This is a genomic window from Hymenobacter montanus, assembly GCF_014699115.1.
GTDB classification, from domain to species: domain Bacteria; phylum Bacteroidota; class Bacteroidia; order Cytophagales; family Hymenobacteraceae; genus Hymenobacter; species Hymenobacter montanus.
Genome location: NZ_JACXAD010000025.1, coordinates 44,102 through 70,052 on the forward strand (window position 1 = coordinate 44,102; position 25,951 = coordinate 70,052).

24 protein-coding genes are annotated in these 25,951 nt (G+C 55.4%); 19 read left to right on the top strand and 5 right to left on the bottom strand.

The window, feature by feature from the left end:
* Positions 1–73: 73 nt before the first annotated feature.
* A complete protein-coding gene (locus IC235_RS22690; protein ID WP_191006722.1) occupies positions 74–1,672 on the top strand; it encodes an OmpA family protein in 1,599 nt (532 codons plus the stop codon).
* Between the two features lie 210 nt (positions 1,673–1,882).
* Here IC235_RS22690 and IC235_RS18650 read toward each other — a convergent pair whose 3' ends face one another.
* Positions 1,883–2,602 (bottom strand): DUF72 domain-containing protein, encoded by a 720-nt coding sequence (locus tag IC235_RS18650; RefSeq protein ID WP_191006723.1) that lies wholly within the window; start codon positions 2,600–2,602, stop codon positions 1,883–1,885.
* Between the two features lie 679 nt (positions 2,603–3,281).
* Here IC235_RS18650 and IC235_RS18655 point away from each other — a divergent pair.
* A complete protein-coding gene (locus IC235_RS18655; protein WP_191006724.1) occupies positions 3,282–5,405 on the top strand; it encodes a prolyl oligopeptidase family serine peptidase in 2,124 nt (707 codons plus the stop codon).
* Positions 5,406–5,887: 482 nt separating this feature from the next.
* Entirely contained in the window at positions 5,888–6,808 is a 921-nt protein-coding gene (locus tag IC235_RS18660; RefSeq protein WP_191006725.1) for a retroviral-like aspartic protease family protein, read from the top strand.
* Positions 6,809–6,904: 96 nt separating this feature from the next.
* Here the strand turns inward: IC235_RS18660 and IC235_RS18665 are convergent, their stop codons facing one another.
* Positions 6,905–7,495: a DUF1989 domain-containing protein gene (locus tag IC235_RS18665; RefSeq protein ID WP_191006726.1), complete on the bottom strand. Its 591-nt coding sequence runs from the start codon at positions 7,493–7,495 to the stop codon at positions 6,905–6,907.
* Positions 7,464–8,156, bottom strand: a complete 693-nt coding sequence (gene gntA / locus IC235_RS18670) for a guanitoxin biosynthesis heme-dependent pre-guanitoxin N-hydroxylase GntA (RefSeq protein WP_191006727.1) — start codon at positions 8,154–8,156, stop codon at positions 7,464–7,466. The genes IC235_RS18665 and gntA overlap by 32 nt, the downstream gene beginning before the upstream one ends.
* Positions 8,157–8,641: 485 nt before the next feature.
* On the opposite strand from gntA, the gene IC235_RS18675 reads away from it, so the two are divergent.
* On the top strand, positions 8,642–9,205 hold the full coding sequence (locus tag IC235_RS18675; RefSeq protein ID WP_191006728.1) for a class I SAM-dependent methyltransferase: 564 nt from the start codon (positions 8,642–8,644) through the stop codon (positions 9,203–9,205).
* 13 nt (positions 9,206–9,218) lie between these two features.
* Here the strand turns inward: IC235_RS18675 and IC235_RS18680 are convergent, their stop codons facing one another.
* Positions 9,219–10,133, bottom strand: a complete 915-nt coding sequence (locus IC235_RS18680; protein WP_191006729.1) for a pirin family protein — start codon at positions 10,131–10,133, stop codon at positions 9,219–9,221.
* A gap of 297 nt (positions 10,134–10,430) precedes the next feature.
* Between IC235_RS18680 and IC235_RS18685 the strand changes: the two genes are divergently transcribed.
* The 15 genes from IC235_RS18685 to clpB all read left to right on the top strand — a co-directional run bounded on the left by IC235_RS18685 (position 10,431) and on the right by clpB (position 24,974).
* On the top strand, positions 10,431–11,276 hold the full coding sequence (locus IC235_RS18685) for a phytanoyl-CoA dioxygenase family protein (RefSeq protein ID WP_191006730.1): 846 nt from the start codon (positions 10,431–10,433) through the stop codon (positions 11,274–11,276).
* Positions 11,277–11,481: 205 nt separating this feature from the next.
* On the top strand, positions 11,482–12,483 hold the full coding sequence (locus IC235_RS18690; RefSeq protein ID WP_191006731.1) for a glycoside hydrolase family 43 protein: 1,002 nt from the start codon (positions 11,482–11,484) through the stop codon (positions 12,481–12,483).
* A gap of 132 nt (positions 12,484–12,615) precedes the next feature.
* Positions 12,616–13,551 (top strand): NmrA family NAD(P)-binding protein, encoded by a 936-nt coding sequence (locus IC235_RS18695; RefSeq protein WP_223847406.1) that lies wholly within the window; start codon positions 12,616–12,618, stop codon positions 13,549–13,551.
* A 736-nt stretch (positions 13,552–14,287) separates the two neighbouring features.
* Positions 14,288–14,866: a hypothetical protein gene (locus IC235_RS18700; RefSeq protein WP_223847407.1), complete on the top strand. Its 579-nt coding sequence runs from the start codon at positions 14,288–14,290 to the stop codon at positions 14,864–14,866.
* Positions 14,867–15,573: 707 nt separating this feature from the next.
* Positions 15,574–16,041 carry a zeta toxin family protein gene (locus IC235_RS18705; protein ID WP_223847408.1) on the top strand — a complete coding sequence of 156 codons (468 nt, stop codon included), beginning with the start codon at positions 15,574–15,576 and terminating at the stop codon, positions 16,039–16,041.
* Between the two features lie 102 nt (positions 16,042–16,143).
* Positions 16,144–16,743 (top strand): hypothetical protein, encoded by a 600-nt coding sequence (locus tag IC235_RS18710; protein WP_191006732.1) that lies wholly within the window; start codon positions 16,144–16,146, stop codon positions 16,741–16,743.
* A 384-nt stretch (positions 16,744–17,127) separates the two neighbouring features.
* Complete coding sequence (locus tag IC235_RS18715) at positions 17,128–17,370, top strand: hypothetical protein (RefSeq protein WP_191006733.1); 243 nt, start codon at positions 17,128–17,130, stop codon at positions 17,368–17,370.
* Positions 17,367–17,783, top strand: coding sequence for a type II toxin-antitoxin system VapC family toxin (locus IC235_RS18720; RefSeq protein WP_191006734.1), 417 nt, complete (start codon positions 17,367–17,369; stop codon positions 17,781–17,783). The genes IC235_RS18715 and IC235_RS18720 overlap by 4 nt, the downstream gene beginning before the upstream one ends.
* A 59-nt stretch (positions 17,784–17,842) precedes the next feature.
* Positions 17,843–18,145, top strand: coding sequence for a hypothetical protein (locus IC235_RS18725; RefSeq protein ID WP_191006735.1), 303 nt, complete (start codon positions 17,843–17,845; stop codon positions 18,143–18,145).
* Positions 18,145–18,558: a PIN domain-containing protein gene (locus IC235_RS18730; RefSeq protein WP_191006736.1), complete on the top strand. Its 414-nt coding sequence runs from the start codon at positions 18,145–18,147 to the stop codon at positions 18,556–18,558. The genes IC235_RS18725 and IC235_RS18730 overlap by 1 nt, the downstream gene beginning before the upstream one ends.
* An 817-nt stretch (positions 18,559–19,375) precedes the next feature.
* The gene (locus IC235_RS18735) at positions 19,376–20,131 is read left to right on the top strand and encodes a DNA-binding transcriptional response regulator (RefSeq protein WP_191006737.1); all 756 of its coding nucleotides are present in this window, start codon (positions 19,376–19,378) and stop codon (positions 20,129–20,131) included.
* Positions 20,128–21,213 (top strand): sensor histidine kinase, encoded by a 1,086-nt coding sequence (locus IC235_RS18740; protein ID WP_191006738.1) that lies wholly within the window; start codon positions 20,128–20,130, stop codon positions 21,211–21,213. Before IC235_RS18735 ends, IC235_RS18740 begins: the two co-directional genes overlap by 4 nt.
* Before the next feature lie 276 nt (positions 21,214–21,489).
* The gene (locus IC235_RS18745; RefSeq protein WP_191006739.1) at positions 21,490–21,657 is read left to right on the top strand and encodes a hypothetical protein; all 168 of its coding nucleotides are present in this window, start codon (positions 21,490–21,492) and stop codon (positions 21,655–21,657) included.
* 343 nt (positions 21,658–22,000) lie between these two features.
* Positions 22,001–22,225, top strand: coding sequence for a hypothetical protein (locus tag IC235_RS18750; protein ID WP_191006740.1), 225 nt, complete (start codon positions 22,001–22,003; stop codon positions 22,223–22,225).
* Positions 22,226–22,358: 133 nt separating this feature from the next.
* Complete coding sequence (gene clpB, locus IC235_RS18755) at positions 22,359–24,974, top strand: ATP-dependent chaperone ClpB (protein WP_191006741.1); 2,616 nt, start codon at positions 22,359–22,361, stop codon at positions 24,972–24,974.
* 62 nt (positions 24,975–25,036) lie between these two features.
* Here the strand turns inward: clpB and IC235_RS18760 are convergent, their stop codons facing one another.
* Positions 25,037–25,846, bottom strand: coding sequence for a DUF4145 domain-containing protein (locus IC235_RS18760; protein WP_191006742.1), 810 nt, complete (start codon positions 25,844–25,846; stop codon positions 25,037–25,039).
* Positions 25,847–25,951 lie beyond the last annotated feature (105 nt).

Sequence of the window (25,951 nt, forward strand, 5' to 3'; positions counted from 1 at the left end):
AGTATAGCTCCTTGTTCGTGCTGGCTCAATTGTTGGTAGCGGATTTATACACCAATTCCCCTAACACTTTTTTATGCGCTTAAAACCTCAACTCCTACGTGGACTTGCGCTGGGTACGGTCATGCTTGGCATGGCTGCCTCCCCGTCACAGGCTCAAACCCCTGATAGAAAAACCGCCCTCAGCGCCAACGTTGGCCTGCTGCAATACCGCGGTAACATGGGTAGTGATTTCTGGGACCGCTCCGGGCCCGACCTCGAGGTAGGCGGTGGCGGATCCATCACCCGGTACTTGTCGCCGTCGTTCGATCTCAGCTTGCTGGGATATTACGAGTTGTATAAATTCAGCAGCAGAGTACGGGCCGGCGATAACTTCGATGCCAATATGGGCATGGTAGATCTGGGCATCAAGCTCAAGCTTAACAATGGCAAGATTCTAAAGGAAGAAGCTCTCATCCAGCCCTACCTGATGGGTGGTGGCGGCGCTATTTTCGCCAATAGCCGGGGCCGTGCCAATGGCCGGGATTTCTTCAACCAAATTCGCCGGCCCGAAGTCTTCGGCCTGGCGGGCATCCGGATTCGCCTCGGCGGCGCGGTAGGCCTGGACCTGACCACCAGCCAGCACTACCCCCTCACGGATCGGATCGACAACCTGTACGGGAGCCCGGATGATAAGCTGTACGACCGGTTCTTGCTGCACCAGGCTGGTATCACCGTGGCCCTGGGCCAGACTAAGGACACTGATGGTGATGGCGTGTCCGACAAAAAAGACAAATGCCCCGGCACCCCCAAAGGCGTGGCTGTGGACCCCAACGGCTGCCCACTGGATAAAGACGCCGATGGTGTACCCGACTACCAGGATAAGTGCCCCGATGAGAAAGGCGTGGCCGCGCTCGAAGGCTGCCCCGACCGTGATGGCGACGGCATTCGCGACAGCGACGACAAATGCCCCGACACCCCCGGCAAAGCTGAACTCGGCGGTTGCCCCGACGCGGACAGCGATGGCGTAATTGACCAGAATGACAAGTGCCCCAACACTCCGGCTGGGGTGCAGGTAGATGCCAACGGTTGCCCCTTGGATAAAGACGGCGACGGTGTGCCTGACTATCAGGATCGTTGCCCCGAGCGTGCCGGTCCGGCTTCGAACAAAGGCTGCCCCGAGGTGAAAGCTGAAACCAAGAAGCGCCTGCAAGAGGCTACGAAGTTCATCAACTTCGAATTCAACAAGGCCGTGCTGCTGCCCAGCTCGTACCCGACGCTGAAAGACCTGGCTGCTGTCATGGCTGAGTACCCCGACTACACGCTGAGCATCTCGGGCCACACCGACAGCAAGGGTGCCGATAACTACAACCTGCGCCTCTCCGATGACCGTGCGGCTTCAGCCCGTACCTACATGCTGAGCCAGGCTGTACCGGCCGACCGTATCGTGTCGCATGGCTACGGTGAAACCAAGCCGATTGCGGACAACGCTACTGCAAAAGGCCAGGCCATCAACCGCCGCGTCGAGTTCGACCTCTACCTCACTGGCGACCCCAACGCTGCCGAAGTGAAGTACGGCCCAGCCCCGACCATCGCCCCTGAGCCGGTGAAAGCCGCTCCGGTGAAGAAGGCTCCCGCCAAAAAGGCTCCTGCCAAAAAGGCCCCGGCCAAAAAGGCCCCAGCCAAGCGCAAGTAAGCCGCCCACGCGGTAAGCGCTAAGTAGAAAAAAGGCCCGCTCGATAAGAGCGGGCCTTTTTGTGTTAGAGCGTATAGGGAAGTTGGAAGACTGAGGGTAGCTCGGCGCACGTCTGAGACGCGCGGCCCAATTAACCTTCTCTCATCTCGCCTAAACTAACGCCAGGTTCCCCCTCTCTCCCAGAGAGGGAGCAGGGGGGTGGGGCCCCACCTACACCAGAGCCAGCATCTGCCGGGCATTGCCAATGGCGGAGGCGTCGATGTCGTTGTTGAAATACAGGTAAGCTTCCCGCACCCCCGGCTGAGCCTGAATTTCACCGGCCACGCGGCGTAAAAACCCTTCGTCGTAAGGAGAGCGGTAAAGGTCCGGTACGCCGTGGAAGCGGTAGTAGAGCACCGGCGCGGTGCCCACTACCGCATCGGGCAATTGCGGATGGCTCTGGCCACAGAAGCTAATGCGGCGACTGGTTAGCTCATCGTATACCGCCGGCTGCCACCAGCTAGGATGCCGGAACTCAAGTACGTTGGCGAAGGCCGGATCGAGGCAATCAGCGATGCGGGCGAGGCGGTCGGGGGCGTAGGTAAGGCGGGGCGGCAGCTGGAACAGCACGGGCCCCAGCTTGTCGAGCAGGCCCCGGGCGGTGGTGTGGTAGAAGTCGCCCAGTAGCTGCTGTACGTTATTGAACTGCTTGTAGTGCGTGATGAGCTGCGGCGCTTTCACGGCAAACAAGAAGCCCGGTGGGCTCAGGGCGTACCAGTTTTCCAGCGACGAAAGCTTGGGAAACTGGTAGAAAGTGACGTTCAGCTCCAGGGAGCGGAAGTGCTGGCTATAGTAATCAAACCAGAGCCGCATGGGCATTTTTTCGGGATAAAAAGCGCCGCGCCAGTGGCGGTAGTGGTAGCCCGAACAACCGATGTGAAATGTCACCATGCTTTCCCAAACGACGGAAGCCTTCTCTGCGTTGGCGGCAGGACCCTGATTTGTGGCACGTACCGCCCGTTTTCGACACTTCCGGCACCGATACGTGGAGCCACTTACCTTATCAACGTGCGTATCTGGGTGGCGACTCGAGCGGAATCCTCGAAGCCCGGCACAATAGCGTAAGGACCACTCGTATTGGCTGGGAGCATTGAGCGCCGCGGCTCAACAGCGGCTGGGGAAACAAGCATCGGCTGGTTACTGCTTGCCGTTGAGTGGTACGGGAGTCGCGGCCAGCAAGCACAACCCCGCTACCACAAGACTATGGCGCTTCGTAGAAGGATGCAAAAATAAAGACGAAGTAATGGCCTTTCGCTCGGCTTTTTGGTAATTTGGCGCAGCCAACCCTCCCGGCAATTATTGTCTTAAGCCAGGTCAAGCAGGCTATTGCTAACTAAAGAACAACTATTCGACGGTGGTAAGTAGCCTGGGCCCGGCATCGCGGCCCATGCTATCAGCTTAGCCAAGCCGCTAGTAGCAAAGCAGGGGAATGTCTGGCTGCTATTATTTTGCCCCGGCGGAGGGCAAGAGTCTTTCAGCGCTTGCGCTAAACAAAGAAATATTGGGCTGTGGCAGCCGACTTTTTTGGATAATTTTCACCTCATCTTTATTTTTCATCAACCCCTCTTTCATGAGAATCTCCTATGCCTACCTGGCGGCATTGCTGATAAGCTCGCCCGCCTTTGCCCAAGCACCGGTCAAGAATCTGCCGTACCCGCAAACGAAGAAGGTAGATACGGTTGCGACTTATTTTGGCACTAAGGTAGCCGACCCCTTCCGCTGGCTGGAAAACGACCAGGCCCCCGATACCAAGGGCTGGGTGCAGGAAGAAAACAAGGTCACCCAAGGCTACCTGGCTCAGATTCCCTTCCGCGAAGCCATCCGCAAGCGCCTCGAAACTCTGTGGAACTACGAGAAGTACAGCGCCCCGTTCAAGGAGGGTCCGTACACGTACTTTTCGAAAAATACCGGCCTGCAAAATCAGTCGGTACTCTATCGTCAGCAGGGCACCGGCGCGCCGGAGGTGTTTCTCGACCCCAATAACTTTTCGAAGGATGGCACCACTTCGCTGGCCGGTATCAACTTCACCAAAGACGGCAGCCTGGCCGCCTACCAACTCTCGGAAGGCGGCTCCGACTGGCGCAAGGTGGTGGTGCTGCGCACGACTAACAAGTCCATTGTGGGTGATACGCTGAAGGACGTGAAGTTCTCGGGCCTGGCCTGGAAGGGCAACGACGGCTTTTACTACAGCAGCTACGACAAGCCCAAGGCAGGCAGCCAACTGGCGGGCCTGACCCAGCTTCACAAGCTGTTTTACCACCAACTGGGCACCCCACAAACGGCCGATAAGCTGATTTTTGGCGGTGAGAAAACCCCTCGCCGCTACATCGGCGCTTCCGTAACGGAGGACCAGCGCTTCCTGATCATTACGGCGGCCAACACCACTACCGGCAATGAGCTGTACATCCAGGACCTGAGCAAGCCCGGCAGCCCCATTGTGCAGGTGGTCGACCACGAGAAGAACGAAGCTGAGGTTATCGATAACGTGGGCAGCAAGCTCTACATCTTCACCAACCTGAATGCGCCCAATAACCGGGTGGTGACCGTAGACGCCGCCAACCCCAAGCCCGCCAATTGGAAAGACCTGATTCCGGAAACCAAGAACGTGCTGAGCGCCTCGACGGCCGGCGGTAAAATCTTCGCCAACTACCTGAAAGACGCCACTTCGCTGATCGAGCAGTACGATATGGCCGGCAAAAAGGAGCGCGCCATTACGTTGCCCTCGGTGGGCACGGCCGGGGGCTTCAACGCCAAGAAAACGGAAAAGGAAACCTACTACACCTTCACCTCCTACACTTACCCGCCCACTATTTTCAAGTACGACATTGCCACTGGCAAATCAACCGTGTTCAAGAAAGCCGGCGTCCAGTTCGACCCCACCCAGTTTGAGTCGAAGCAGGTGTTTTACACTTCGAAAGACGGCACCCGCATCCCCATGATTATCACTCATAAAAAGGGGGTGGTGCTCAATGGTAAAAACCCCACGCTGCTCTATGCCTACGGCGGCTTCAACGTCAGCCTGACGCCCAGCTTCAGCACCTCCAACATTGTGCTGCTGGAAAATGGCGGCATCTACGCCGTGCCCAACCTGCGCGGGGGCGGCGAGTACGGCGAGAAGTGGCACCTGGCCGGCACTAAGCTGCAAAAGCAAAACGTGTTCGACGACTTTATTGCCGCGGCCGACTACCTCAAAGCCAACAAGTACACCGACGCCGACCACTTAGCCATCGCCGGCGGCTCGAATGGTGGCCTGCTGGTTGGGGCCACCATGGCCCAGCGGCCCGATCTCTGCAAAGTGGCCTTCCCGGCCGTGGGCGTGATGGACATGCTGCGCTACCACAAGTTCACGTCCGGGGCTGGCTGGGCCTACGATTACGGCACGGCCGAGGATTCCAAGCAGATGTTTGAGTACCTCTACAAGTATTCGCCCTACCATGCCCTGAAGCCCGCCAGCTACCCCGCTACCCTCGTCACCACCGCCGACCACGACGACCGGGTCGTGCCCGCGCACTCGTTCAAGTTTGCCGCGCGCCTGCAAGAAGCGCAGAAGGGCCCCGCCCCGGTGCTCATCCGTATCGAAACGAAAGCCGGCCACGGCGCCGGCCGCTCCACCGCGCAGATTATTGGGGAGCAGACTGATAAATGGGCTTTTATGTTCCAGAACATGGGGCTGGCGCCTTATCAGAATAACTAGGCGCGAGTAGGATTATGGTCCTCTCCGGAAGCGCAGCAAGTAGAGGCATTGAACCTAAAAAGGAGGGACTGGTTAGTCCCTCCTTTTTAGGTTTAGAGGATATTTGGAAAATGTCTGTCCTAAAAAAAGAACGTCCTGCTCCTCTGGCGTCGAGCAGGATGTTCTGGTGATTTTCCGGATAGCCTCCTAAATAGCGCGACAATATCGACTTAAAGAGGCAGGCCCAACGTTTCGGGTAACGCTATGGTTGGGTGAATTGGGCAAGCCGAGTGGCTTGATGCTACATGCAACCTCACAAGTCGGGCCACGACCTTGCTATCGAATAACGTCCATGAACTCGGTACAATGTACCATTTGGGGCTGACATGGCTTGGCATTTGTCGGGGTATAACTGCCGGATGTGGCTCCCTGACGGTACTACCCTTAAATCTTATCTCACTGTCGAAGCCTTCAGTTTTCTAATTTAATCAAACCTCCATTTTATGAACAGAAGTAGTTCGGCAAATCTGATTAACTGGCTTTACGCCTGCTTGGTTGCGGGGATGAGCCTGCATGCTGCATATGGACAAGCTCAACCGCCCGGCTCTCCTAAAAGCACTAGGATCCCCTTTGAACAAGTCGGGGGGCTCATCTTCGTGCAGGCAGAATTGAACGGCAAGCCGGCTACTTTTATTCTCGATTCCGGGGCACCAGGATTGATTCTAAACGCCAAGGCCGACACCTCACTTACGTCTGCGAGCTCGGCTGGGGTTAATGGCGCTTTGACTAAGCAGCGAGTTCAAATTAAAAGCTTCCGGTGGGCCGACATAACGCTGACTGACACGCCTGTTACGAGCATCGACTTAAGTCATCTGGAGCAGGCTACGGGCCGCTCGTTTGCCGGGCTGATTGGGTATGCACAACTCAAAACCTATGTATTGCTGCTCGATTATAAAGCAAATCAGCTGATGCTAACAACAGAACGGGCTTTAATTGTCAAAGAATTAGGGACACCTAAATACATACTTGCACTGGAACAGACAAAACACATCCCAATACTTACCGGCACAATTCAAGGCACTACGTTCCGTTTTGGGCTGGACACCGGCGCACAACTTAATGTGTTTAGCCAGCCTTTGAGGCCGAAATTACCAGCCGGGAGCTACCGTGTTACGAGCAGTAGCTTGCTTAAAGGGGCCGACAAAATAACATCGTCGACAGAGCAGGGAGAGATAAAAACCATCTCAGTCGCGGGGGTTAAGTATCGGCACATGGGGGTTGTTTTTTCGGACATTTCTCATCTCAATGCTGGCTATAAGCTAGGAATCGATGGGTTGCTGGGCTACCCATTCTTGAGCCAATATCTAACAGTTATTGATTTTCCCCAAAAGAGCCTGTTGCTATGGAAACCACGTTCTAAATAATGACCATCCATTTAGTCGGAAACCGCCTCCTGTCCCGTAAGTCCTAAAATGAGCAGTTTGTAATTTGTGTTTATTAATAATAGAATAAAAAATTATTTATTCCATAATTTCGTAGGCAATAGGCTTGAAGGCATAGTTGTTCGACATCTCGGCCGAACAGGCGGTCATGCCCACAATCAGGTCCATCCGGGCTTCGAGCACGACGAAGTCGCCGGCCCGGCTTTTGGGTGGCAGTACGCCGACCTTACCCGTCTCGCCATCCACGGTAACGTGCATGAAGATGTTAAAGCAAATCGGAATCTGGTCGGGGCTGATGCCGTACGGAGCCAGCACCTCGCTCAGGTTGCCGAAGCAGCCGCGGTGCGGGTGCTGATGGCCGTAAATAATGCGAAAGGTATCTGCGCTGCACGGTGTAAGCAGGAAATCGTGCCGGCCCACAGTGTCTTCCCGCAGCTCGAACATGACATTGCTGCGGTTGGAGTAGAACGGGTGGCCGGCCGTGAGAAAGATGGTTTCGGCGTAGTCGATGGTGCGCCCCGAGGACAGGTATTCCGCCGGATCGTGCAGATTGAAGCACACGAAGTCCGACACCTGTTCGCCCTGGGGGTCGGTTACCTTGAGGCGCTGGCCCTGGCGCAGCACGAAGGCCGTGCCGCTACGCGGCGGTATTAATTGGGGAGTGGGCATGGGGGCTGAGGAAGGGGCATTGCCAGGAGTTGTCGTAGACTTTGCCGGAGTATTGGTAGACTTCGGAGGCCGCGCCGTAGTTCTGCAGCATGGGGTTCACCGAGCCGGAGTACGCCACGTCGCGGGTCCGGATGGTGTCGCGCAGGTGGTCGTAGCGGCCATTGGTGCGGATTTGCTCGAACTGGGCGTGCGGGTTGAAGACGAGCGTGGGGTAGCTAAACTGCCGGGCCGCCCGGCTGCTGCCGGGGTGCAGGCCCACCACGAAAAAGGCTTCTTCCTTCAGGCTGAAGCTGAACTCCGGCGAAGCAGGGTCGGCCACCACGCGCGGGTCGTAGCCATACTGCCGGGCGTCGAGGTTGGCCAGCGACTGGAGCCGCTGCCAGAATAGCTCTTCGAACAGGGCCTCGTCGGGCGCGGTGGGGCCGCGGAAGATAACCGCGGCGCTGTGGTAGAGCTTGTCGGACTGCCGGTACTTATCGACAAAGCCGTAGATAAAATCCAGGATGGCCGCGTCATCTTTGGGGCAAGCCAGATGATCAACGACCAGGCAGTTAAGCTGCTGCCAGGTAAGAGCCGTTTTGGCGGCAACGCACGGGAATTCTTTCTTGCTGATGAACTCAAAATATTCCTGTACTTCCGCCTGTTCTTTTAAATCAGTCATGTCATTACAGGGATTAGCCGCCCGCTAAGGAGAAATAATGGAACATTAGTTATGAGGGATTACGGGCGGGTACATTTTTTTGTTGAATAAAGTTTGTGGCAATCATAAACAAAGGCTTCATCGGTTGGGCTTACCGAACTCAACGTCAGCGGTGGGAGGCCGATGGAACGGTTCAGCTTTTATTTCTAGCTAGGAGAGTCATTCGGTGAGCCTCGCCCAGCTTAACAGTCGAGTGGTAGCGTAAAAAATTGGGCGATGGTCTAAAGTAGGGTGGTGCCACGAATTGCCCGCAGGGCTTCGTGGCACCACTACTAGCTGACACAACGGACCGAACGACTAGTGGTGCCACGACGGCAAGTCGTGGCACCACCCCATTGTAGACCACCGCCAAAAAATGCCTCGTTAGGGCCTCTGGTGTTCACCCCGGCCAATAGCTGCCGTACACGCCGGGGGTGGGCTGGCCACATTCAGCCCGACTACTGGTTATGGTATCGCCATTCGTAGAAGAGTTTTTTCGCAATCCGGCCATCGTGGGCTCGCTGGTGCCCAGCTCCCGGGAGCTAACCGACCAGGTGATGGCGCCCATCGACTTTGCCACGGCGCGCTGCATCGTGGAGTACGGGCCGGGCACGGGTGTCTTTACCGACGTCATCATCAAGCGGCGCCGGGCCGAAACAGTGGTGGTGCTGGTGGAGTCGAACGAGCGTTTTTGCGAGCTGTTGCGCGAACGGTACTCCGGCCAGCCTCACGTGCACGTCGTGCACGGCTCGGCCGATAAAACGGGGCAGTACTTGCAAGAGGTCGGCGCCCCCCCGGTCGACTACGTGGTGTGCGGCCTGCCTTTCACGTCCCTGCCGCTGCGCCTGGACTGGCGCATTCTCGAGCACACGCGGGACCTGCTGCTGCCCGCCGGTAAGCTCACGCTGTTTCAGTACTCACTCCGCAACACCAAGCTATTCGAGCGGTTTTTCCGCTTGCTCGACCACACGCACGTGCTGCTGAACGTGCCGCCCGCTCACGTGCTGGTGTACGCGCCCAAGGCAGCTTAGCCCGGCCTGAGCGCTAGGATAGCGCTTGGGGTGGGGGCGAGCCGGCGGGCCGCGACTTATCCTGCGGCAGGGGCACAAACTCCGCGTTGTCGTTGGGGGGCAGGGCAATGCGGCCCGCTTGCCAGTCGGCCTTGGCCTGGTCGATGCGCTCGCGGCGCGACGATACGAAGTTCCACCAGATAAACCGCTCGCCCAGCGGCTCACCGCCCAACAGCATCAGGGTGCTCGGCTCGCGGGCCATGAGCACCGGGTCGAGGCCGGGCGTGAACACCAGCAGTTGCCCCGGCGTATAGGCACGGCCGTTCACTTCGACGCAGCCCTTGGCTACGTAGGCGCCGCGCTCGGGGTAGCCGCGGGGCAGGCCGAACCGGGCCCCGGCCTGCAGCACCACGTGCAGGTAAAACAGGGGCGAGTGCGTTGCTACGGCGTTGCGCAGGCCAAAGGCATCCCCGGCAATCAACCGCATCCACACGCCCGAATCGGTGAAAACGGGCAGTTCCCGCGGCTGGTAGTTGGCGAAAGCAGGGGCCTGTTCCTCGGCGGCTTCGGGCAGGGCAACCCAAGTCTGAATCATTTCCAGGGCCCCGCCGACGAGGGTGGCCGGGTCCTCGAACCGCTCGGAGTGGGCAATGCCGCGGCCCGCCGTCATCCAGTTCACCTCCCCCGGCCGGATAATTTGTTCTACGCCCAGGCTGTCGCGGTGAGTCACCTGCCCGCCAAACAAGTAGCTGACGGTACTCAGGCCAATATGGGGGTGGGGCAGCACATCCATGCCCGGCAGCTGCTCCGGCGTCACGCGCACGGGCCCGGCGTGGTCCATGAAAATAAACGGGCCGAGCATGCGCCGCAGCCGGTAGGGCAGAATCCGCCGCACATCGAACCCGTGGCCAATGGCTGCCTGGCGTGCTTCAATGACGAGGTCGAGCATGAGAAAAGCAGTTGGGACGACGAAAGATAAACTCGGCCCGGAGTAGTAGGGCTTACCCGTGTTCGACTGCTGCACGACGACACCAGCACCCAGCCGCAACTGCTGAGGCCGGGCATTACACGACACCGGGCCTTTGGGCTGCTGATCCCCGTCCGCTTCAAAACTGTCACCGCGGCCTTTGCTACTGCCACCAAAAGCCTGCAAAATCCGTTATCACTGGAAGCCGACCCCGTCGCGTGGTGCCCTGTGTAGATGCGCCGACGGGTTGGCCCGCCAACGCCTTAACTACCTTGCTTTATGGAAACTGCAGAAGTTAACACCCTCACCCAGCCTGCGTACGACGTTGCCCAAATCATGGGCGGGCTGTACGGCGACGGCATCATTGGCCTTAAAGGTGCCTTCAGCCGCGAATGGGTGCAGCGGCTCGGCGAAGACATTGCCGGGCTCTACGCCGCCGCCCTTCAACGCCCCGGGGGCGCCCTGGGTCGCGGGCCCAAGCGACACTACGTCGAAATTCACCCGGAAAGCATCCGCGGCTTCGTGGACCTGGCCACCCACCCCTGGGTAACGGCCGTGTGCGAGGCAGTGCTCGGCCCCGACTACCAAATCGTGGAAATCGGCTTCGACGTGCCCAACCCGGGCGCCATGAACCAGCCCTGGCACCGCGACTTTCCCGCTCCCGACGATACCCTCACCGGCCGCCGGCTCAATTCCCTGGCCTTCAACCTGACCACCGTGGACGTGAGCGAGGATATGGGGCCCTTCGAGATTGCCGTCGGCACCCAGTGGGACCGACCCACCAACTTCGAGCATGGCATGTTTCCGCCCAAAGCCAACAGTCCCCGCTACGAGCAGCGGGCTCAACGCAAAATGCCGCAGATGGGCGACATCTCGGCCCGCTCGGCCCTTACCATTCACCGCGGCACCGCTAATTATTCCGATAAATCCCGCCCCGCCCTGGTGCTCGGCGTAGACGCGCCCACGGCCAACAACGCCGAGCGCCACGACCTGCAACTCACCCGGGCGTTTTACGAAACCTTGCCCGATAGCCTCAAGCGCCACCTCACCTGCCGCCTGGTGGATGAGCTGGAGCCCATCGTGCAAGGCCACACCATCGAGGGCCTGATGATGGGTGAGGCATAAGAAGCCCAGCCCCGTTGCCGTTGGACCAGGTCTCGTTACATGCCCGACTCGTCCTGCCGGGCTCGAAACTCATTAGGCCAGGGACGTAGCCTATCCATGCCGAAGTAATCTTTACTGACCTACTGCCGAGCCGGTATACTGAGCCCCCGGCTCGGCAGAACGGTTTTTAGTCTGATTATCACTCGCGCCCGCCGCTCTACTGCCCATGCACATCCCCAACGACCACATCTACCAGGAGGCTCACCTCTCGCCCATGACGGTGGCCGAAATCAACGAGCTGACCAAAGCTGCCCGCGCTCGGCCGCCCAGCGGCGACCAGACCTACGTGCTGGTTGCCGACGGCGAAGACCCCTGGGTGGTTGCTCATCAAGGCCACTTGTACTACTGCACCGTCGACCGGCTCAAGCGGAAAATCCTGGTTGCCAAGTTTACCAGCTTATCGGAAATGGCCACCGCTGAGCTGGTGCAGGTATGGCCCGATAAGCGAGGAACCACCCGGGAATTCGTAGAAATCTGGTCCCCGGAATTGCAATTCATCGACGGCAGGTGGTACATCTACTTCGCGCTCTACAATGTCCGAAACGGCGCCGAGCGGCTCTTCGTCCTGGAAGGGCTGGCCGACCATCCCCAGGGCGCCTACGAATTTCAGGGCCAGCTGCAGATTCCGACGGACCGCTGGGCCATCGACGGCTCGGTGTTGCGGACTGATAACGGCGAGCTGTATTTCATCTGGTCGGGGTGGGAGGGGCTTACCAACACCAGCCAGAACATCTACATCGCCCGGATGCGCGACCCCGTCACCATTGCTTCCGACCGAGTGTGCATTTCCCGGCCCGAATACGACTGGGAAAAGCAGGGCTACCCGCACGTGAACGAAGGCCCGCAAGCCCTGGCGCGCCACGGGCGCCTCTTCATTATCTACTCGGCCAGCGGCAGTTGGACCGACGACTACTGCCTTGGCCAGCTCACCTATCTGGGCGGCGACGTGCTCGACTCCGCCTCCTGGCGCAAGGAGCCCGCGCCCGTGTTCTCAAAGACCGCCACTATTTTCGGACCCGGCCACGCCTCGTTCGTTGAAATTGATGGCCAAGATTATATCATTTACCACGCCACCCGCAGCAGCCGGGCTGGGTGGGCCCGGCAAATCCGCGCCAAGCCTTTCAGCTGGCACGCGGATGGCTCGCCCAATTTTGGGGAGCCGGCGTAGTTGGTAGGCCCCGGATGCCTTACAACTACTTGAGTTGTTATAGCAGTCATTGGGTAGGAGTGCGCTGAGAGCCAACGAACCTCGAAGACCGCGGCAAGAGCATTCGCCCAACCACCTTTTAAACCGTCAATTTTGGTAGTCCCTCAACCAGTTAATCAACTCAGCGCCGCGCCGGAGCCCACCACCATTGGGCTGGCTGGTGCCACCGGCGACCTCGGATTTCGCATTGCGCAAGCCCTGTTGAAGCGGGGAGCCGTTGTGCGGGCGCTGGTCCGCCCGGGCAGCACCAAGCCGGAAATTGCCGCGCTGCGTGAGCAGGGAGCCACCATTGTGGAGGTCGACTTCAACAGCGTGGCGCAGCTCACTGCTGCTTGCGCGGGCACTGCCTGCGTGGTGTCGGCCCTATCGGGGTTGCGCGACGTGATTGTGGAGGCGCAAACGCGGCTGCTCCAAGCCGCCGTGGCTGCCGGCGTGCCCCGTTTTATTCCCTCCGACTATTCCATTGATTTCACGAAGCTCCCCGACGGTACCAACCGCAACCTCGACCTGCGCCGGGAGTTTGGCCAACGGCTCGCCCAAGCTCCCATCATGGCTACCTCGGTCCTCAACGGCATGTTTACCGACTTGTTGATCGGGCCGGCGCCGGTGGTGCTGTTCGGCCTCAGTCGGGTGATGTATTACGGCAGTGCCGACCAGCCGCTGGATTTCACCACCACCGCCAATACGGCCGAGTTTACGGCCGCCGCCGCGCTCGACCCCACCACACCCCGGTACCTGCGCATTGCCGGCGAAGTGCTCACTATCCGCGGCTTGCAACGGGCGGCCGGTGAAGCCGCCGGCCGCCGGTTTAAGCTGCTCCGGGTGGGGGGATTGTGGGTGCTGGGCGCCATGATTAAGGTAACCCGAGCCCTGATGCCGAACAGCGACAACGTATTTCCGCCCTGGCAGGGCATGCAGTACCTGCACAACATGTTCGGCGGGCTCCCTAAGCTCGCGCCGCTGGATAATACCCGCTACCCGGAAATTCGGTGGACTTCGGTGCGGGAGGTGCTGGCAACCAGGAAGTAGTACACCCGCCCGGGCCAGTCAATTTGAGGGCCGCTTGGGCAAAATAGAGCGGTTCTCCAGTCAGGATACGGTTTTTTAGGAATTAAAAATTAAGAATGAAAAATTAAAAAAAATGACCAGTAGATTCTTCATTCCTTTCTCCTGTGCGAAAACTGCTCTGGAAGCTGCGATACCGGGCCTTCGTCGTGGTTTTCCACGGCGTGTATTTCCTGGTTCCGCTATCCGCAGGGCAAACCAGGCAGGACGGTATCTGTAAGTTAAGGAGTGGAGTGTCGGGCTGGCCACAAACATCGCTGTGCTAGCCGCCTTGCTGCTCCCGGATGCGCACTGCGTACTCTGCCACGGCGGCCCCATTTCGGGCCCGCCCCGGTTCCGTCGCTGACGTAGCGCTCTGCTCTGCGGTTCGTATTTACCTGCCCCTGAGTTGGGAAAACGCCCCTGATTCATTAGAGACTGCTTCTCTTCAGCTTGCTCATCCCACCAAGCCTGGCAGGGGAGGGGATAAAATTTTCGATTTGACTTTGTAATACAAAGTTCTTTTGCTTGTTTTGCATTATCCCAGCTCGGGTTACCAGGGCTCCGGCAGTTGCTGGCAACAGCGGCCAGTCCGCCGGGCTTGGTGCTTGGCGTTTGCCCGATTTAAGGTCTGGTTACTGCTGCCACCGGAACCCGCGCCGGCTGGCATTACTCATTTCTAGAAATTTCTCTTATTATTTCACCCCCAAGCCCTGTTATCATGAACCTCACCAAAAGCATTATTCGGGTGGCGCTCGCCACCGGGTTTCTACTGCTGCTACTCTTGGTGGCGAAGCAGTTCACTACTGAAATGATGTGGACCTTGTCTGACTTCCTTGCTGCGGGCATTCTGCTATTCGGCTCGGGCCTCGCGTATGTGCTGCTTGCGCAGATGGGGAGCAATACCGCCTATCGAGCGGCGGCCGGCGTTGCGGTGGGAGTGGCATTGTTCCTCGTCTGGGCAAATCTGGCCGTGGGGCTCATCGGGAGCGAGAACAACCCCGCCAACCGGCTGTACGGCGGGGTGCTCGCCATCTTATTCATCGGGGCCCTCGTGGCGCGCTTCCGGCCGCGGGGAATGGCCAACGCCTTGTTCGTGACGGCGCTCGCGCAAATGATAGTCCCCGCGATTGCGCTGCTGGTTTGGAAGACTCAAATTATCTCCGAAGCAGCAGCCCCCGGAGGCGTCGGGCATATACTAGGGGTGAATGCTTTCTTCGCCGCGCTGTGGGGTGGAGCGGCTTTGCTGTTCCGGCGCGCCAGCACCACTAGCGCAAACCCGGACCGGCAACTGGGGTAGCGGTTGAGGAGACCTGGTACGCGCCGCCAGCACTAATTCAGCGAGCCGCGTTGCCTTTGGGGCTTCTCAGATCCTGCAATCCGCCCGGCCCGTTGCGCCCGCCAGTAGAAACGGGGGCTTCTATAGCAGGCGAGCCAGCGAAGCGGTGTCTTCGTTGCAGTCCAGTTAACGGTTGTCGATTAAACCATCAGAATTCAGTTATGGCCCGTAAAATAAACTTCGAGCTTTCCCAAGCTGGCCTTAAGCGCATGCTGAAAAACGCTTCTAGCCGGGTGGTGAGCGAAAACCTGAATCGGGAGGGCGCTATTACGGTAATTGAGAGAGGCCAAATCGTAGAGGTACGCCCAGACAAGTCGCGACGGGTAGTACGCAAAACCGTTGCTCAACCAGTGCATATCACCGAACGGACACTGTACCTTGACTGAACACATTCCACGCTAACGCATGCTTGCCGGTCCCAATGGGTCCGGCAAGTCTTTTTTAGTGCCTTCGTTAGCCACCGAAATCAGCCTGGGCGTTATCGTTAACGCCGATGAAATCGAGACACTCCTCAAGGTGCAATACCGGCAGCACACGCGGATACTCAATCTGCAGCAGTGGCAGCTTACGCTCACCGAGCAAGAGGCTTTTCGCCAGTCGAGCGCCCAAAACAGCCAGCCTAACTGGTACAGGAGCAATTCTCTCGGTTGCGAATTGAGCAAAACGTATTGCTTTTTTCCCGCATTAAAATTGATTCTTATCTGGCTTCGCGCGTTGCGGAGTTTCTGCGCTACGCTTTGCTGGCGGCCAGGCAGTCATTCACATTCGAAATGGTGATGTCGCACCCTTCCAAACTGGAATTTCTGCGCGATGCCCAAGCGGCTGGCTACCGCACCTATTTGTATTTCGTGTCGACTGAAGACCCTGAAATTAACATTGCCAGGGTTAGGGCGCGGGTGAAGAAGGAAGGCCATCATGTCGACCGCGCCAAAATGGTGTCGCGCTATGCTCGTACACTCGAGTCGTTGTTTGAGGCCGTTCGGCTTGTAAACCGCGCCTTCTTGTTTGACTACTCTTCTGATGCGCCGCAACTGATTGCGGAAGTGGAAGAGGGAAAGCGCATAGAGTTCCAAACGACAACCATTCCCGCTTGGGTAGATACCCATTTCCGGCAGAAGGTCCTACGGAGGAAATAAGCTGCCGCAACTGTATCCCCACTGCTCCCGCCCGCGGCGCCCGCCGCTGAAGAAACGGGAGTTCTGCATAGCTTGCTCACTAACCTCATGCTCTCTTCGCCGATGCGCTTTCTATTTCTGGCCTTTCTGATTTTACAATCACTGCTGAGCTCGGCTCAGCAGTGGAACACAGCGCATGAAATAAACGGCAGCATTATTAAGACTGCCACGGGTACCGCAGCTGTGTTCAACAACTACAAGGGCATGGGCCTGAGTTTTCAACTCAATTTTGGCAAAGCGAAAGCGACTGCGACTGAGCGCCCCGCTCTGTTTGAAGTAAACGGGTTGCCGTTGCAAATAATAGTCGTGCAAGCGGCGCCACAGGCAACGTCCTCCGCCGAAGCGACTTTAACTAGCTACATATCCTCCGAGGTTGAATACACCAACCAATCGATGCCTGCCCCAATAAACCCTCACGTTGCCTCTATTCAGATTAAGCCTCATCAGCCCGGCAAGCTGTGGAGTTACGCCCTTCCCGTCGGCATGAGTAATGAAGTAGAGCAGCAAGTGTTTCTGAACTTTGTACATGGCAACTTTATCATCGGGCTTGGCTCTGCGCAGTTCAAAGGGCAAAGTATGAAGGTGGTAGAGGCATTGCTGCTGCGCATTGCGCGCGACATGCAATTCCTGCCAACTAAGATTACCACTCAAGTCAAGAAGTAAACGCTGGGTTGTTAAACTGTCCATTGCAATAGCCGGCTACCCACCACCGCCCGCCCACCTGCCCCCGCCGCTGAAACAACAACAGTCTCTTCGCTACTTTAGCCGGCGCCAATTCCGCCATCTCCACGCTTCGCTTCCATGCCTTTCCACCAACGCTACGCTCAATTGCAGGCCGCTTCTTTCGTGAAGCGCAAGAGGCTGCGCTCCGTGTACGGCACCACGGCGTTGGAAAGCTAGCCTTGCCCCTGGAGCGGCTGGAAGCCCTCTACGAGAAAGTAGAAGCTGAGCGCGCGGCAAAAGCTATTCGCTAAACCAGCGAACTGATTCCCAAAGCGGGGCGTATCTTACAGCGGTTTCTTATTTCATCTCTGTTGTCTGTCAATCATGCCTACTACCCTAGTCTTAGAGCCTACCAATGAGTCTGACTTGCACCTGCTGCTGAGCCTGGCGCAGCGGTTAGGCGTGAAAGCTACAGCTTCGCCCCCCGTTACGACTATTTCCGCCGAAGAGAGGCGGCAACGCTTTTTGGCACTGGCCGGCTCCTGGCAGTCCGACGAAAGCGGAGATGAAATCAACAAGATGCTGATGGAATCGCGGCATTTCCGTGACCGCGACGTAGAGCTATGAGCCTCTACTTGCTGGATACCAACATCTGCATTCATTTCACTAAGAACGAATACGGCATTGTCGAAAAACTAGATCACGTCGGTTTCGGTAATTGCTTTATCAGTGAGCTAACCATTGCCGAAATGCTGTACGGCGTGGCCAACAGCGTCCCCACCAAACAGGCCGCCAACCGCCACGCGCTGAACCAGCTCCGCATCGCCTTTGAAGGCCACATCCTGCCCATTGCGGACTGCTTCGAGCACTACGCTGCCGAGAAAACCCGCCTGCGCCGAGCCGGCCGCCCCGTCGATGACTTCGACTTGATGATAGGCTGCACCGCCCTCCGGCATGGTCTCACGCTGGTCACGCGCAACACCCGCCACTTTGCCGGTTTGGCCAACCTGCCGCTGGAAAACTGGATTGACAAGCTGTAAAGTCCCCATCCGCCCCGCCCGCTGCTGACGAAACAGCAGCTTCTCCGTATCTTAAGCATATGAAAATTGCTCTTGAATTAGAATTTCCTGATGAGCAGGCTGCTTTGGTTATGCGGCAGTTGCAAGGCTTGCCGGAAATAACGGTGCGCTTTTTAGGCCCGGAGGCAATTGAACAGCGGAGTGTGAGCGCTGCTCGTTCGCTGCGCGGCCCTGCCCAGCCAACTGAGCACTTATCGGAACAGCAGCAAAACGAGCTGCTTGACCAGGTATTTGGCTCGTGGCAGTCGGATGAAACCGATGAGGAGCTAGTACGCCAGATTTATGCGGCCCGACAAGACAACCCCCGCGACGTAACGCTGTAATGCCGTACTTATTGGACACCAATATCTGCATTCACCTGATTAATGGCGACTTCGATTTAGCCGCTAAACTGAAGGTGGTAAAGGTTGAAAACTGTTTCTTATCGGAGCTTTCCCTGGCTGAGCTACTTTTTGGAGTAGAGAACAGTGCCCTGACCCGGCGGGAGATAAACCGCTTCAACGTGCGGCGTTTTCAGCAGCTATTTGAGGAAAGAATATTGCCGGTGTCGGGCGCAATCGAGACGTATGCCGTGCAGAAAGCCCATCTACGGCGAATTGGTCGTCCGCAAGGCGAGTTTGATATGCTGATTGGCACTACCGCCATTGCTTACCGTCTCACCCTGGTCACTCGCAATACGCGCCATTTTGAATATATGGCCCCTTTGGCTGTGGAAAACTGGATTGACAAGCCATGAAGCAACTTCCCGCCCGCCGCTGCCGAAACGGGCGCTTTGGAAGAGCCCCTAGCTTGAATTTAGCGCAACTCGCCCTGCAAAATAGGTCGTTGGGCCTCCAACGGTTGTGGAACCTAATGTTCCGCTGTAATTTGCCGACGTGCGCTAATGGAAGTGCATGCTCCACTGCAAGAGCTAGGGCACGCGGTATATGCCTGCATGTTCAAGGCCCAGCAATAGTCCTTAACCTCTCTTTCTACTCCTTCTATGCTAAGGAATCTGCTATCTATCGGCCTTGCCATTACCGATTGCCATAACGACGAGTTCGAGCCCACTAAGGCAGCAGGTGCTTCCCATCGCGCTCGCGCTGGAAATATTCGCCGACCAGAAAGTAGTGTTGTGGCGGAGCGACCGGCCAGTTGATGATTTATCATCGGTAGCATGGCGATGGCCAACGGCCTCATGCTCGTCACGCGCAACTCCCGCCACTTCGCTGGCTTGTCCAACTCGTAAAGGGCCCCCATTCCATCGTAGTCGGGCCACTCGTTGCGGGTATTGCTTGAGGAAACGCGAGCTTAACATTAATAGTTGCCCTGATGCGAGTTTAAAGCTTCGGAAATATGCCTATGTAAATATTATGCTTGGAAAATATGATATTCTGTCGTAACTTGCTACTACTCGTCATTGGAGGCTTAACCATAATGGCAAGAAGAGCTACGAGCTCGCGCCAGTTGTGTTACCACGATCAAAGAGGTAGCTGCCAGTATCAATGTAGTTATTGTCTTAACACTCACACCTGCTTCTAAAAAAACATTAATAAATAATAATATAATTCTATATGAATGAAATAGTTACTGGAATAGGTTTTCCTATCGTAGTTGGAGTTGTGAATTTTGTTGCAAACAAAGTATATACCCAATTTACCGGTGATGAAAGGAGTTTCTTCTGGAAAAAGAAAATTCATTTGATAGATCATTTTGACAGTAGAACAGATCTGGAGGAACTTAAAAAACGTCTCAAGATTGTTGTCATAGATGATCATGATATTTTTCCTGTACAACCTTTCACTGATGCTGGATATAGTATCGAAAGGTGGAATACCGTCAAGGATTATTCTAAACTTGAGTCAGGGGCATATGATATAATAGTCTTGGATATATTTGATGTTGCCCAACATCTTTCGGAAGATGATGGCCTTGGTGTTTTGGATAGCCTTAAAAAGAAAAATCCTGCACAAATAATAATTGCTTATTCCGGCCATAGTTTTGACTTGTCTAAGCAGCGATTTTGGGATTTGGCAGATGAGAAGATCGTGAAGCCGTCAAGCTTCTTGAGAATAAAGGATGTAATGGATAATGTTGTGAATCAAAGATTTACTCTTAAACGCTATTGGGAGGTTGTGCTTGATACTCTCGAGGAGTATAATGTGGACGAAAAAGCAATCGGCAAAATAGAAACTCTTTTTGTTAATGCTCTTTCGACAGGGAGAGAATTAAACTGGGGCAAGGTTGCCGAAATTGTCCATAATCAGCAATTAATTATCAAGCTAATGCCAGTTGGCAATCTTATCACTAAGAATTTTAGGAAAAAATGAAAAAAGAGGTATTTCAAACCGTGTGTGATTTTCCTTATATATTCAAAAGTGAATTGTTTGATTCTGATACTCTTGTACAGAATAAGACATGTTTTAAATGTAAAATCAGAACTTGTATTGAGCTATTTAATAGTAATGTTCAATTTGATGAGCACATTTGTCATCAAAAATTTAATAGCGTACTTTTGTATCTGAATGATTCAAAATTTATTATAAATGGTCTCGTATTAAATGATAATAAATTTATTTCTAAAGAGCGTAAGAATTCAAGATTGGAATATTGTTTGACTCGTGATAAACTAAATTTATTTATAGCGAAGATTTTAAAAATTAATGAGTACATGACTGTAAAAATTAATGATAATATAGAGCAAAATTTTTCTATATTTCATGATGTTAAGACTTCGGTTGGCTTGGTATACAACTGTATTGAAACTTTTGTAAGTAAACAACCTGGCGGAGACTTTTCCTCAAAGCTTTCTGCTTCTGACCAGTCAATTAAGGATTTATATGATAGTCTTGAGCTAGTTACATCTCAATTGACAATGATAGATATTTTTGTAAATCCACAAAGTATTAGCTATGGCAATAAAAAAAGTATAGACATCTTTAGAATGTTTGATAAGATTTCTAAGCTTTTTAAACATAAAGCTGGCAAAACATCTAAGTACATTGAATTGAGAAAAGAAGGTGGATATGTGCCGAATAGCTTATGTTATCAGTCAATAGAATTAATAGCAATAATATTGATTGATAACGCAATTAAATACTCATTAAGAGGTACTAAGATTACCATCACTTTGTCCTCAAGTGCAGGGGTCACGAAGGTCAATATCACATCAAATGGATGGCCTGTACCCATTGCTGAGAGGCCACAGCTATTTAAGAAGTTCTTTCGAGGCACTAACGCCACAAGAAGTAGTTCTAGCGGATTAGGGGTAGGGCTTTGGATTGTTAGGAAAATACTTGAAGCACATAATTCTAAGATAACTTATACAACAAATGTCACAGATGGTGTAAATGGGTTGAATTCATTTGAGTTCTGTATACCAGCTCTTGATGTTCGGTACTCAAGGAGATGAGCTTTGCTATTACTGAAAATCAGTCAGTTTTTATTTTTATACGTTTTTCAACAAAAGTTCTGGTAAAGCTATTTTACACTCCGTTTGCTAATTTCTTCGTGGAACTTCTACCTTGAGGCAATTATCCAAGAGACTATGGCTAGTGAACTTTAAAAACTTTACCATCAAGGCTCAAGAGGCCGTGCAGAAGGCCATTGACACCGACCACCTGCTGGATGTTTTCTAGTATCTTCGCAACAATAGGGGCAATCCTAACATAGTAGTACAGTCGAACTCATGGGTACCACTGATAACAACAAGCCGAACGCGGCCTCAACTGCTAAACTGACCAAAGAGGAGCGGCTGGCCCAGGCGCGGGAGTACGCCAAGCAGTTCAAGTTTGAAACGCTCTCGGCGGAGGAATTGAAAAAGATACGTCGCAGTGCCTACGCCTATCTTCTCTGAAACGCGGCAGCCGGGCGAAGGCTACCCGTTCACGTATCGCAAAGGGCCGTCCCAGCAGGGCGGTCCTTTGGTTTGTACGCACTACTACACGTTTCGTACCCGCAAGAACTGGCGCTATGTGTAGAGCCCGAGCAATACAGCCACCACGTTTACGTGTTGAAATTCTACCCGTTGGCGCTTAAAAATTCACCTAATCGCTTTAAGCTGTTGGTAAACGATGGAGATGCATTTCGCATTCTTAGCACCTGCCTGCGGGTATTTGCCGATATCTGCCGCCGTGACCCGTTGGCTTCGGCCGGGTTTATTGGCGAAGCCCTGGTCGGCGAAAGCAAAGTGACGACCAATGCGGTTTCGGGTGTATTTTCAGTCGGTTGCCACGTTTATCGATGCCATCAATTTTACCCACCACGCGCTACCCGCCATCAGCGCCTATTTCCTGGCAAACAACGCCAACAAGGAGCCGGACTTAATGAATAGCGTCGAGCAGATGTTCCGCGAGCTATACATCGTGCCGGAGGCAATGGAACCGAATAAGCCCTCTACCTTGAGCAGCGGGAATGGCGGCTGAAATTTTGGCGCAACGGAATCAGCTTAAACTATAATTTCCCGCCAAAAAGTCCGAAAAACCCTTCTCGCACCCCGTTTGCTAGTCCACTCGTACAAACTTCCTAACCCGAAGCACCTAACTGAGACTACGCAACATGGACTTTAAAAACTTCACCATCAAGGCGCAGGAGGCCGTGCAGAAGGCCACCGAAATCGCCGGGGGCAACCAGCAGCAAGCCGTGGAAACCGGCCACCTGCTGAAGGGCCTCTTCCAGAGCGACGAAAACGTGTTCTCGTTTCTGGCTAGCAAGCTGGGGGTGAACCTCAACATCCTCAACCCCCGGCTCGACGCCATTGTGGCCGCTTACCCCAAGGTGAGCGGCGGCTCGCCCTACTTCGCCAACGAGGCCGCCGCCGCCGTGCAGCGCGCCAACGCCGCCATGAAGGAACTGGGCGACGAATTTGTATCGGTGGAACACCTGCTGCTGGGCATCCTCGGCGGCAAGGACAGTGTGGCCAACCTGCTCAAAGATACCGGCTTCAACGACAAGGACCTGAAAGCCGCCATCAAGGAGCTGCGCGGGGGCCGCAAAGTGACGAGCCAGACCGCCGAAGACCAGTACCAGAGCCTGAACCGCTACGCCCGCAACCTCAACGAGCAGGTGCGCAGCGGCAAGATGGACCCCGTGATTGGCCGCGACGAGGAAATCCGCCGCGTGCTGCAAATCCTCTCGCGCCGCACTAAAAATAACCCCGTGCTGCTCGGCGAGCCCGGCGTGGGCAAAACCGCTATCGTGGAGGGCCTGGCCCAGCGCATCGTAGCCGGCGACGTGCCCGAAAACCTGCGCGACAAAACCATCATGAGCCTCGACATGGGCCTGTTGGTGGCCGGCGCCAAGTACAAGGGCGAGTTTGAGGAGCGCCTCAAAGCCGTCATCAAAGAAGTGACCGACTCGGAGGGCCAGATCGTGCTCTTCATCGACGAGATGCACACCCTCATCGGGGCCGGCGGTGGGGGAGAGGGTGCCATGGACGCCGCCAACCTGCTCAAGCCCGCGCTGGCGCGCGGCGAGCTGCACGCCATCGGGGCCACCACCCTCAAGGAGTACCAGAAGTACATCGAGAAAGACAAGGCCCTGGAGCGCCGCTTCCAGGCCGTGATGGTGGACGAGCCCTCGCAGGAAGACGCCATCAGCATCATGCGCGGCATCAAGGAGAAGTACGAGCTGCACCACGGCGTGCGCATCACCGACGACGCCGTGATTGCGGCCGTGGAGCTGAGCTCACGCTACATCACCGACCGCTTCCTGCCCGACAAGGCCATCGACCTGATGGACGAAGCCGCCGCCAAGCTCCGCATCGAGCTGAACTCCATGCCCGCGGAGCTCGACGAAGTGCAGCGCCGCATCATGCAGCTCGAAATTGAGCGCGAGGCCATTCGCCGCGAAGACAACAAGGACCGCGAAACCGTGCTGAGCAAGGAGCTGGCCGAGCTCGGCGAGAAGCGCGACAGCCTCAAAGCCCGGTGGGAAAGCGAAAAAGGCGTGCTCACCGGCATTCAGGAGCAGAAGGAAGCCATCGAGCGCTTCAAGGTCGAAGCCGAGCAGGCCGAGCGCCAGGGCGACTACGCCCGGGTCGCGGAGCTGCGCTACGGTAAAATCCAGGAAGCCGAAGCCAAGCTGAAGGGCCTGCAGGAGCAAGCCAATGCCCTGAAAAACGGCGACGGCGGCTCGATGCTGCAGGAAGTGGTGACTTCCGAAGACATCGCCGAAGTAGTAGCCAAGTGGACCGGCATCCCGGTAAGCAAGATGCTGCAGTCGGATCGGGAGAAGCTGCTCAACCTCGAAACCGAGCTGGGCAAGCGCGTAGCCGGTCAGACGGAAGCCATCGCGGCCATTTCCGATGCCGTGCGCCGCTCCCGCGCCGGCCTGCAGGACCCCAAGCGGCCGATTGGCTCGTTCATTTTCCTGGGTACCACGGGGGTGGGCAAGACCGAGCTGGCTAAAGCTCTGGCCGAGTACCTGTTCAACGACGAGAACGCCATGGTACGCATCGACATGAGCGAGTACCAGGAGCGCCACGCCGTATCGCGCCTCATCGGGGCGCCGCCCGGCTACGTGGGCTACGACGAGGGCGGCCAGCTCACCGAGGCCGTGCGCCGCAAGCCGTACTCGGTGGTCCTGCTCGACGAAATCGAGAAGGCGCACCCGGATGTGTTCAACATCCTGCTGCAGGTGCTCGACGATGGCCGCCTCACCGACAACAAAGGCCGGGTGGCGAACTTCAAGAACACCATCATCATCATGACCTCCAACAGTGGGGCCGACCTCATTCAGAAGAACTTCAAAGAGCTGAACGAGTACAACCACGACGAAGTGGTGGACCGCACCCGCGAGGAAGTTATCGAGCGCCTGAAGCAGCACATGCGGCCCGAGTTCCTGAACCGCATCGACGAAATCGTGATGTTCCAGCCCCTCAAGCGCAAGGAAATCCGCCGCATCGTCGACATCCAGTTCCGGCAGATCCAGCAGCGCCTGCACGAGGCCGGTATCAGCCTCGAAGCCACCGATGAGGTGCTCGACTTCCTGGGCGAACAAGGCTTCGACCCGCAGTTCGGCGCCCGTCCGCTCAAGCGCGTGCTGCAGCGCGTGATTCTGAACGAGCTGTCGAAGGACATCCTCGCCGGCCGCGTGAGCAAGGACGCCGTGGTAGAAGCCGTGCTGGAGGACGGCGCGGTGAAGTTCGAGAACGTGGAGCTACCGACGGTGTAATTTGTTGGATTGAGTTATGAATGGGAAAGCCCCGTCAGCATTGTGCTGGCGGGGCTTTTTTACTATAAATGCCTAGTGCCGAATAGCGGATGCTTCAATGGGCCCTTCTTCTTGTTGTATTCTCTGCCAAGCTTATAAATTCTCATATAATCTTTGTCATAAAGTAATTCAAGAATGTGATGCAACATCTCTAATCCATTGATGATGTCTGCTTTTGTTAGAGAATTATTGACGTGACTACTTGAATTACCTATCCATTTAATTGCCATCAAAAGGCCATATGCTTTCTGTTCTCTCTCTCCTTTCTTGAGTTTGCCAAAAAAATCAATACGGGTATGTAATGAGTATTCCTTTCGCTTGCCATTCTTATCGATATAAGTCTTAACAATCTTTTTGTCATTCATAATAAGCTCACATACCTTCCTGATCTTGTTTCCTGCGGTAGATAGGTCTTGCCAAAAGGCGCTAAATGTTTCTAATATTGCGTCTTTTATTGCAATTGGGATATTGTTTCCAATATTGAATAATTTTATTGCGGGTACAAAAAAAAGTGGCGTTAAAATTTCTTCATAGCTTGAAAAGTATTCGCCTTCATCACACCAGCCACGCTCTTCAACTTCCATTAAGCCAGAAACCACTACTTGTTCGCCACAGTTTTCGTCTGAACATATCAGCGTTCCGCAAAAAGTACCTGTTATCCGGAACGGCTCCCATTCTGGATGCGAGTGCTGTGATTTCGATTGTACAGATTCAATTATTCTGAAATCATCCTTCTTGCCGGAGACAGCGGATTTATCGCACCACGGGCATGTCCACCCAGGAACTTTATCGAGAGAAAAGCTACTGCTAAGTATTTGGCGACTAAATTTCATTTCGAAGGCAGCTTATAAGTTACTAAAGTTGCCAAGTTAGCTGTTATTCACCTACACCCCTGCTGCCCAATCCCAACTCAAGCCCCCAGCCGCTTTTCCAGCCTA

What these genes read in the sequence shown, in the direction of transcription:
- IC235_RS22690 (WP_191006722.1), top strand. Translation starts at nt 74, where the DNA reads ATGCGCTTAAAACCTCAACTCCTACGTGGACTTGCGCTGGGTACGGTC.
- IC235_RS18650 (WP_191006723.1), bottom strand. Translation starts at nt 2,602, where the DNA reads ATGGTGACATTTCACATCGGTTGTTCGGGCTACCACTACCGCCACTGG.
- IC235_RS18655 (WP_191006724.1), top strand. Translation starts at nt 3,282, where the DNA reads ATGAGAATCTCCTATGCCTACCTGGCGGCATTGCTGATAAGCTCGCCC.
- IC235_RS18660 (WP_191006725.1), top strand. Translation starts at nt 5,888, where the DNA reads ATGAACAGAAGTAGTTCGGCAAATCTGATTAACTGGCTTTACGCCTGC.
- IC235_RS18665 (WP_191006726.1), bottom strand. Translation starts at nt 7,495, where the DNA reads ATGCCCACTCCCCAATTAATACCGCCGCGTAGCGGCACGGCCTTCGTG.
- gntA (WP_191006727.1), bottom strand. Translation starts at nt 8,156, where the DNA reads ATGACTGATTTAAAAGAACAGGCGGAAGTACAGGAATATTTTGAGTTC.
- IC235_RS18675 (WP_191006728.1), top strand. Translation starts at nt 8,642, where the DNA reads ATGGTATCGCCATTCGTAGAAGAGTTTTTTCGCAATCCGGCCATCGTG.
- IC235_RS18680 (WP_191006729.1), bottom strand. Translation starts at nt 10,133, where the DNA reads ATGCTCGACCTCGTCATTGAAGCACGCCAGGCAGCCATTGGCCACGGG.
- IC235_RS18685 (WP_191006730.1), top strand. Translation starts at nt 10,431, where the DNA reads ATGGAAACTGCAGAAGTTAACACCCTCACCCAGCCTGCGTACGACGTT.
- IC235_RS18690 (WP_191006731.1), top strand. Translation starts at nt 11,482, where the DNA reads ATGCACATCCCCAACGACCACATCTACCAGGAGGCTCACCTCTCGCCC.
- IC235_RS18700 (WP_223847407.1), top strand. Translation starts at nt 14,288, where the DNA reads ATGAACCTCACCAAAAGCATTATTCGGGTGGCGCTCGCCACCGGGTTT.
- IC235_RS18710 (WP_191006732.1), top strand. Translation starts at nt 16,144, where the DNA reads ATGCGCTTTCTATTTCTGGCCTTTCTGATTTTACAATCACTGCTGAGC.
- IC235_RS18715 (WP_191006733.1), top strand. Translation starts at nt 17,128, where the DNA reads ATGCCTACTACCCTAGTCTTAGAGCCTACCAATGAGTCTGACTTGCAC.
- IC235_RS18720 (WP_191006734.1), top strand. Translation starts at nt 17,367, where the DNA reads ATGAGCCTCTACTTGCTGGATACCAACATCTGCATTCATTTCACTAAG.
- IC235_RS18725 (WP_191006735.1), top strand. Translation starts at nt 17,843, where the DNA reads ATGAAAATTGCTCTTGAATTAGAATTTCCTGATGAGCAGGCTGCTTTG.
- IC235_RS18730 (WP_191006736.1), top strand. Translation starts at nt 18,145, where the DNA reads ATGCCGTACTTATTGGACACCAATATCTGCATTCACCTGATTAATGGC.
- IC235_RS18735 (WP_191006737.1), top strand. Translation starts at nt 19,376, where the DNA reads ATGAATGAAATAGTTACTGGAATAGGTTTTCCTATCGTAGTTGGAGTT.
- IC235_RS18740 (WP_191006738.1), top strand. Translation starts at nt 20,128, where the DNA reads ATGAAAAAAGAGGTATTTCAAACCGTGTGTGATTTTCCTTATATATTC.
- IC235_RS18745 (WP_191006739.1), top strand. Translation starts at nt 21,490, where the DNA reads ATGGGTACCACTGATAACAACAAGCCGAACGCGGCCTCAACTGCTAAA.
- IC235_RS18750 (WP_191006740.1), top strand. Translation starts at nt 22,001, where the DNA reads ATGCGGTTTCGGGTGTATTTTCAGTCGGTTGCCACGTTTATCGATGCC.
- clpB (WP_191006741.1), top strand. Translation starts at nt 22,359, where the DNA reads ATGGACTTTAAAAACTTCACCATCAAGGCGCAGGAGGCCGTGCAGAAG.
- IC235_RS18760 (WP_191006742.1), bottom strand. Translation starts at nt 25,846, where the DNA reads ATGAAATTTAGTCGCCAAATACTTAGCAGTAGCTTTTCTCTCGATAAA.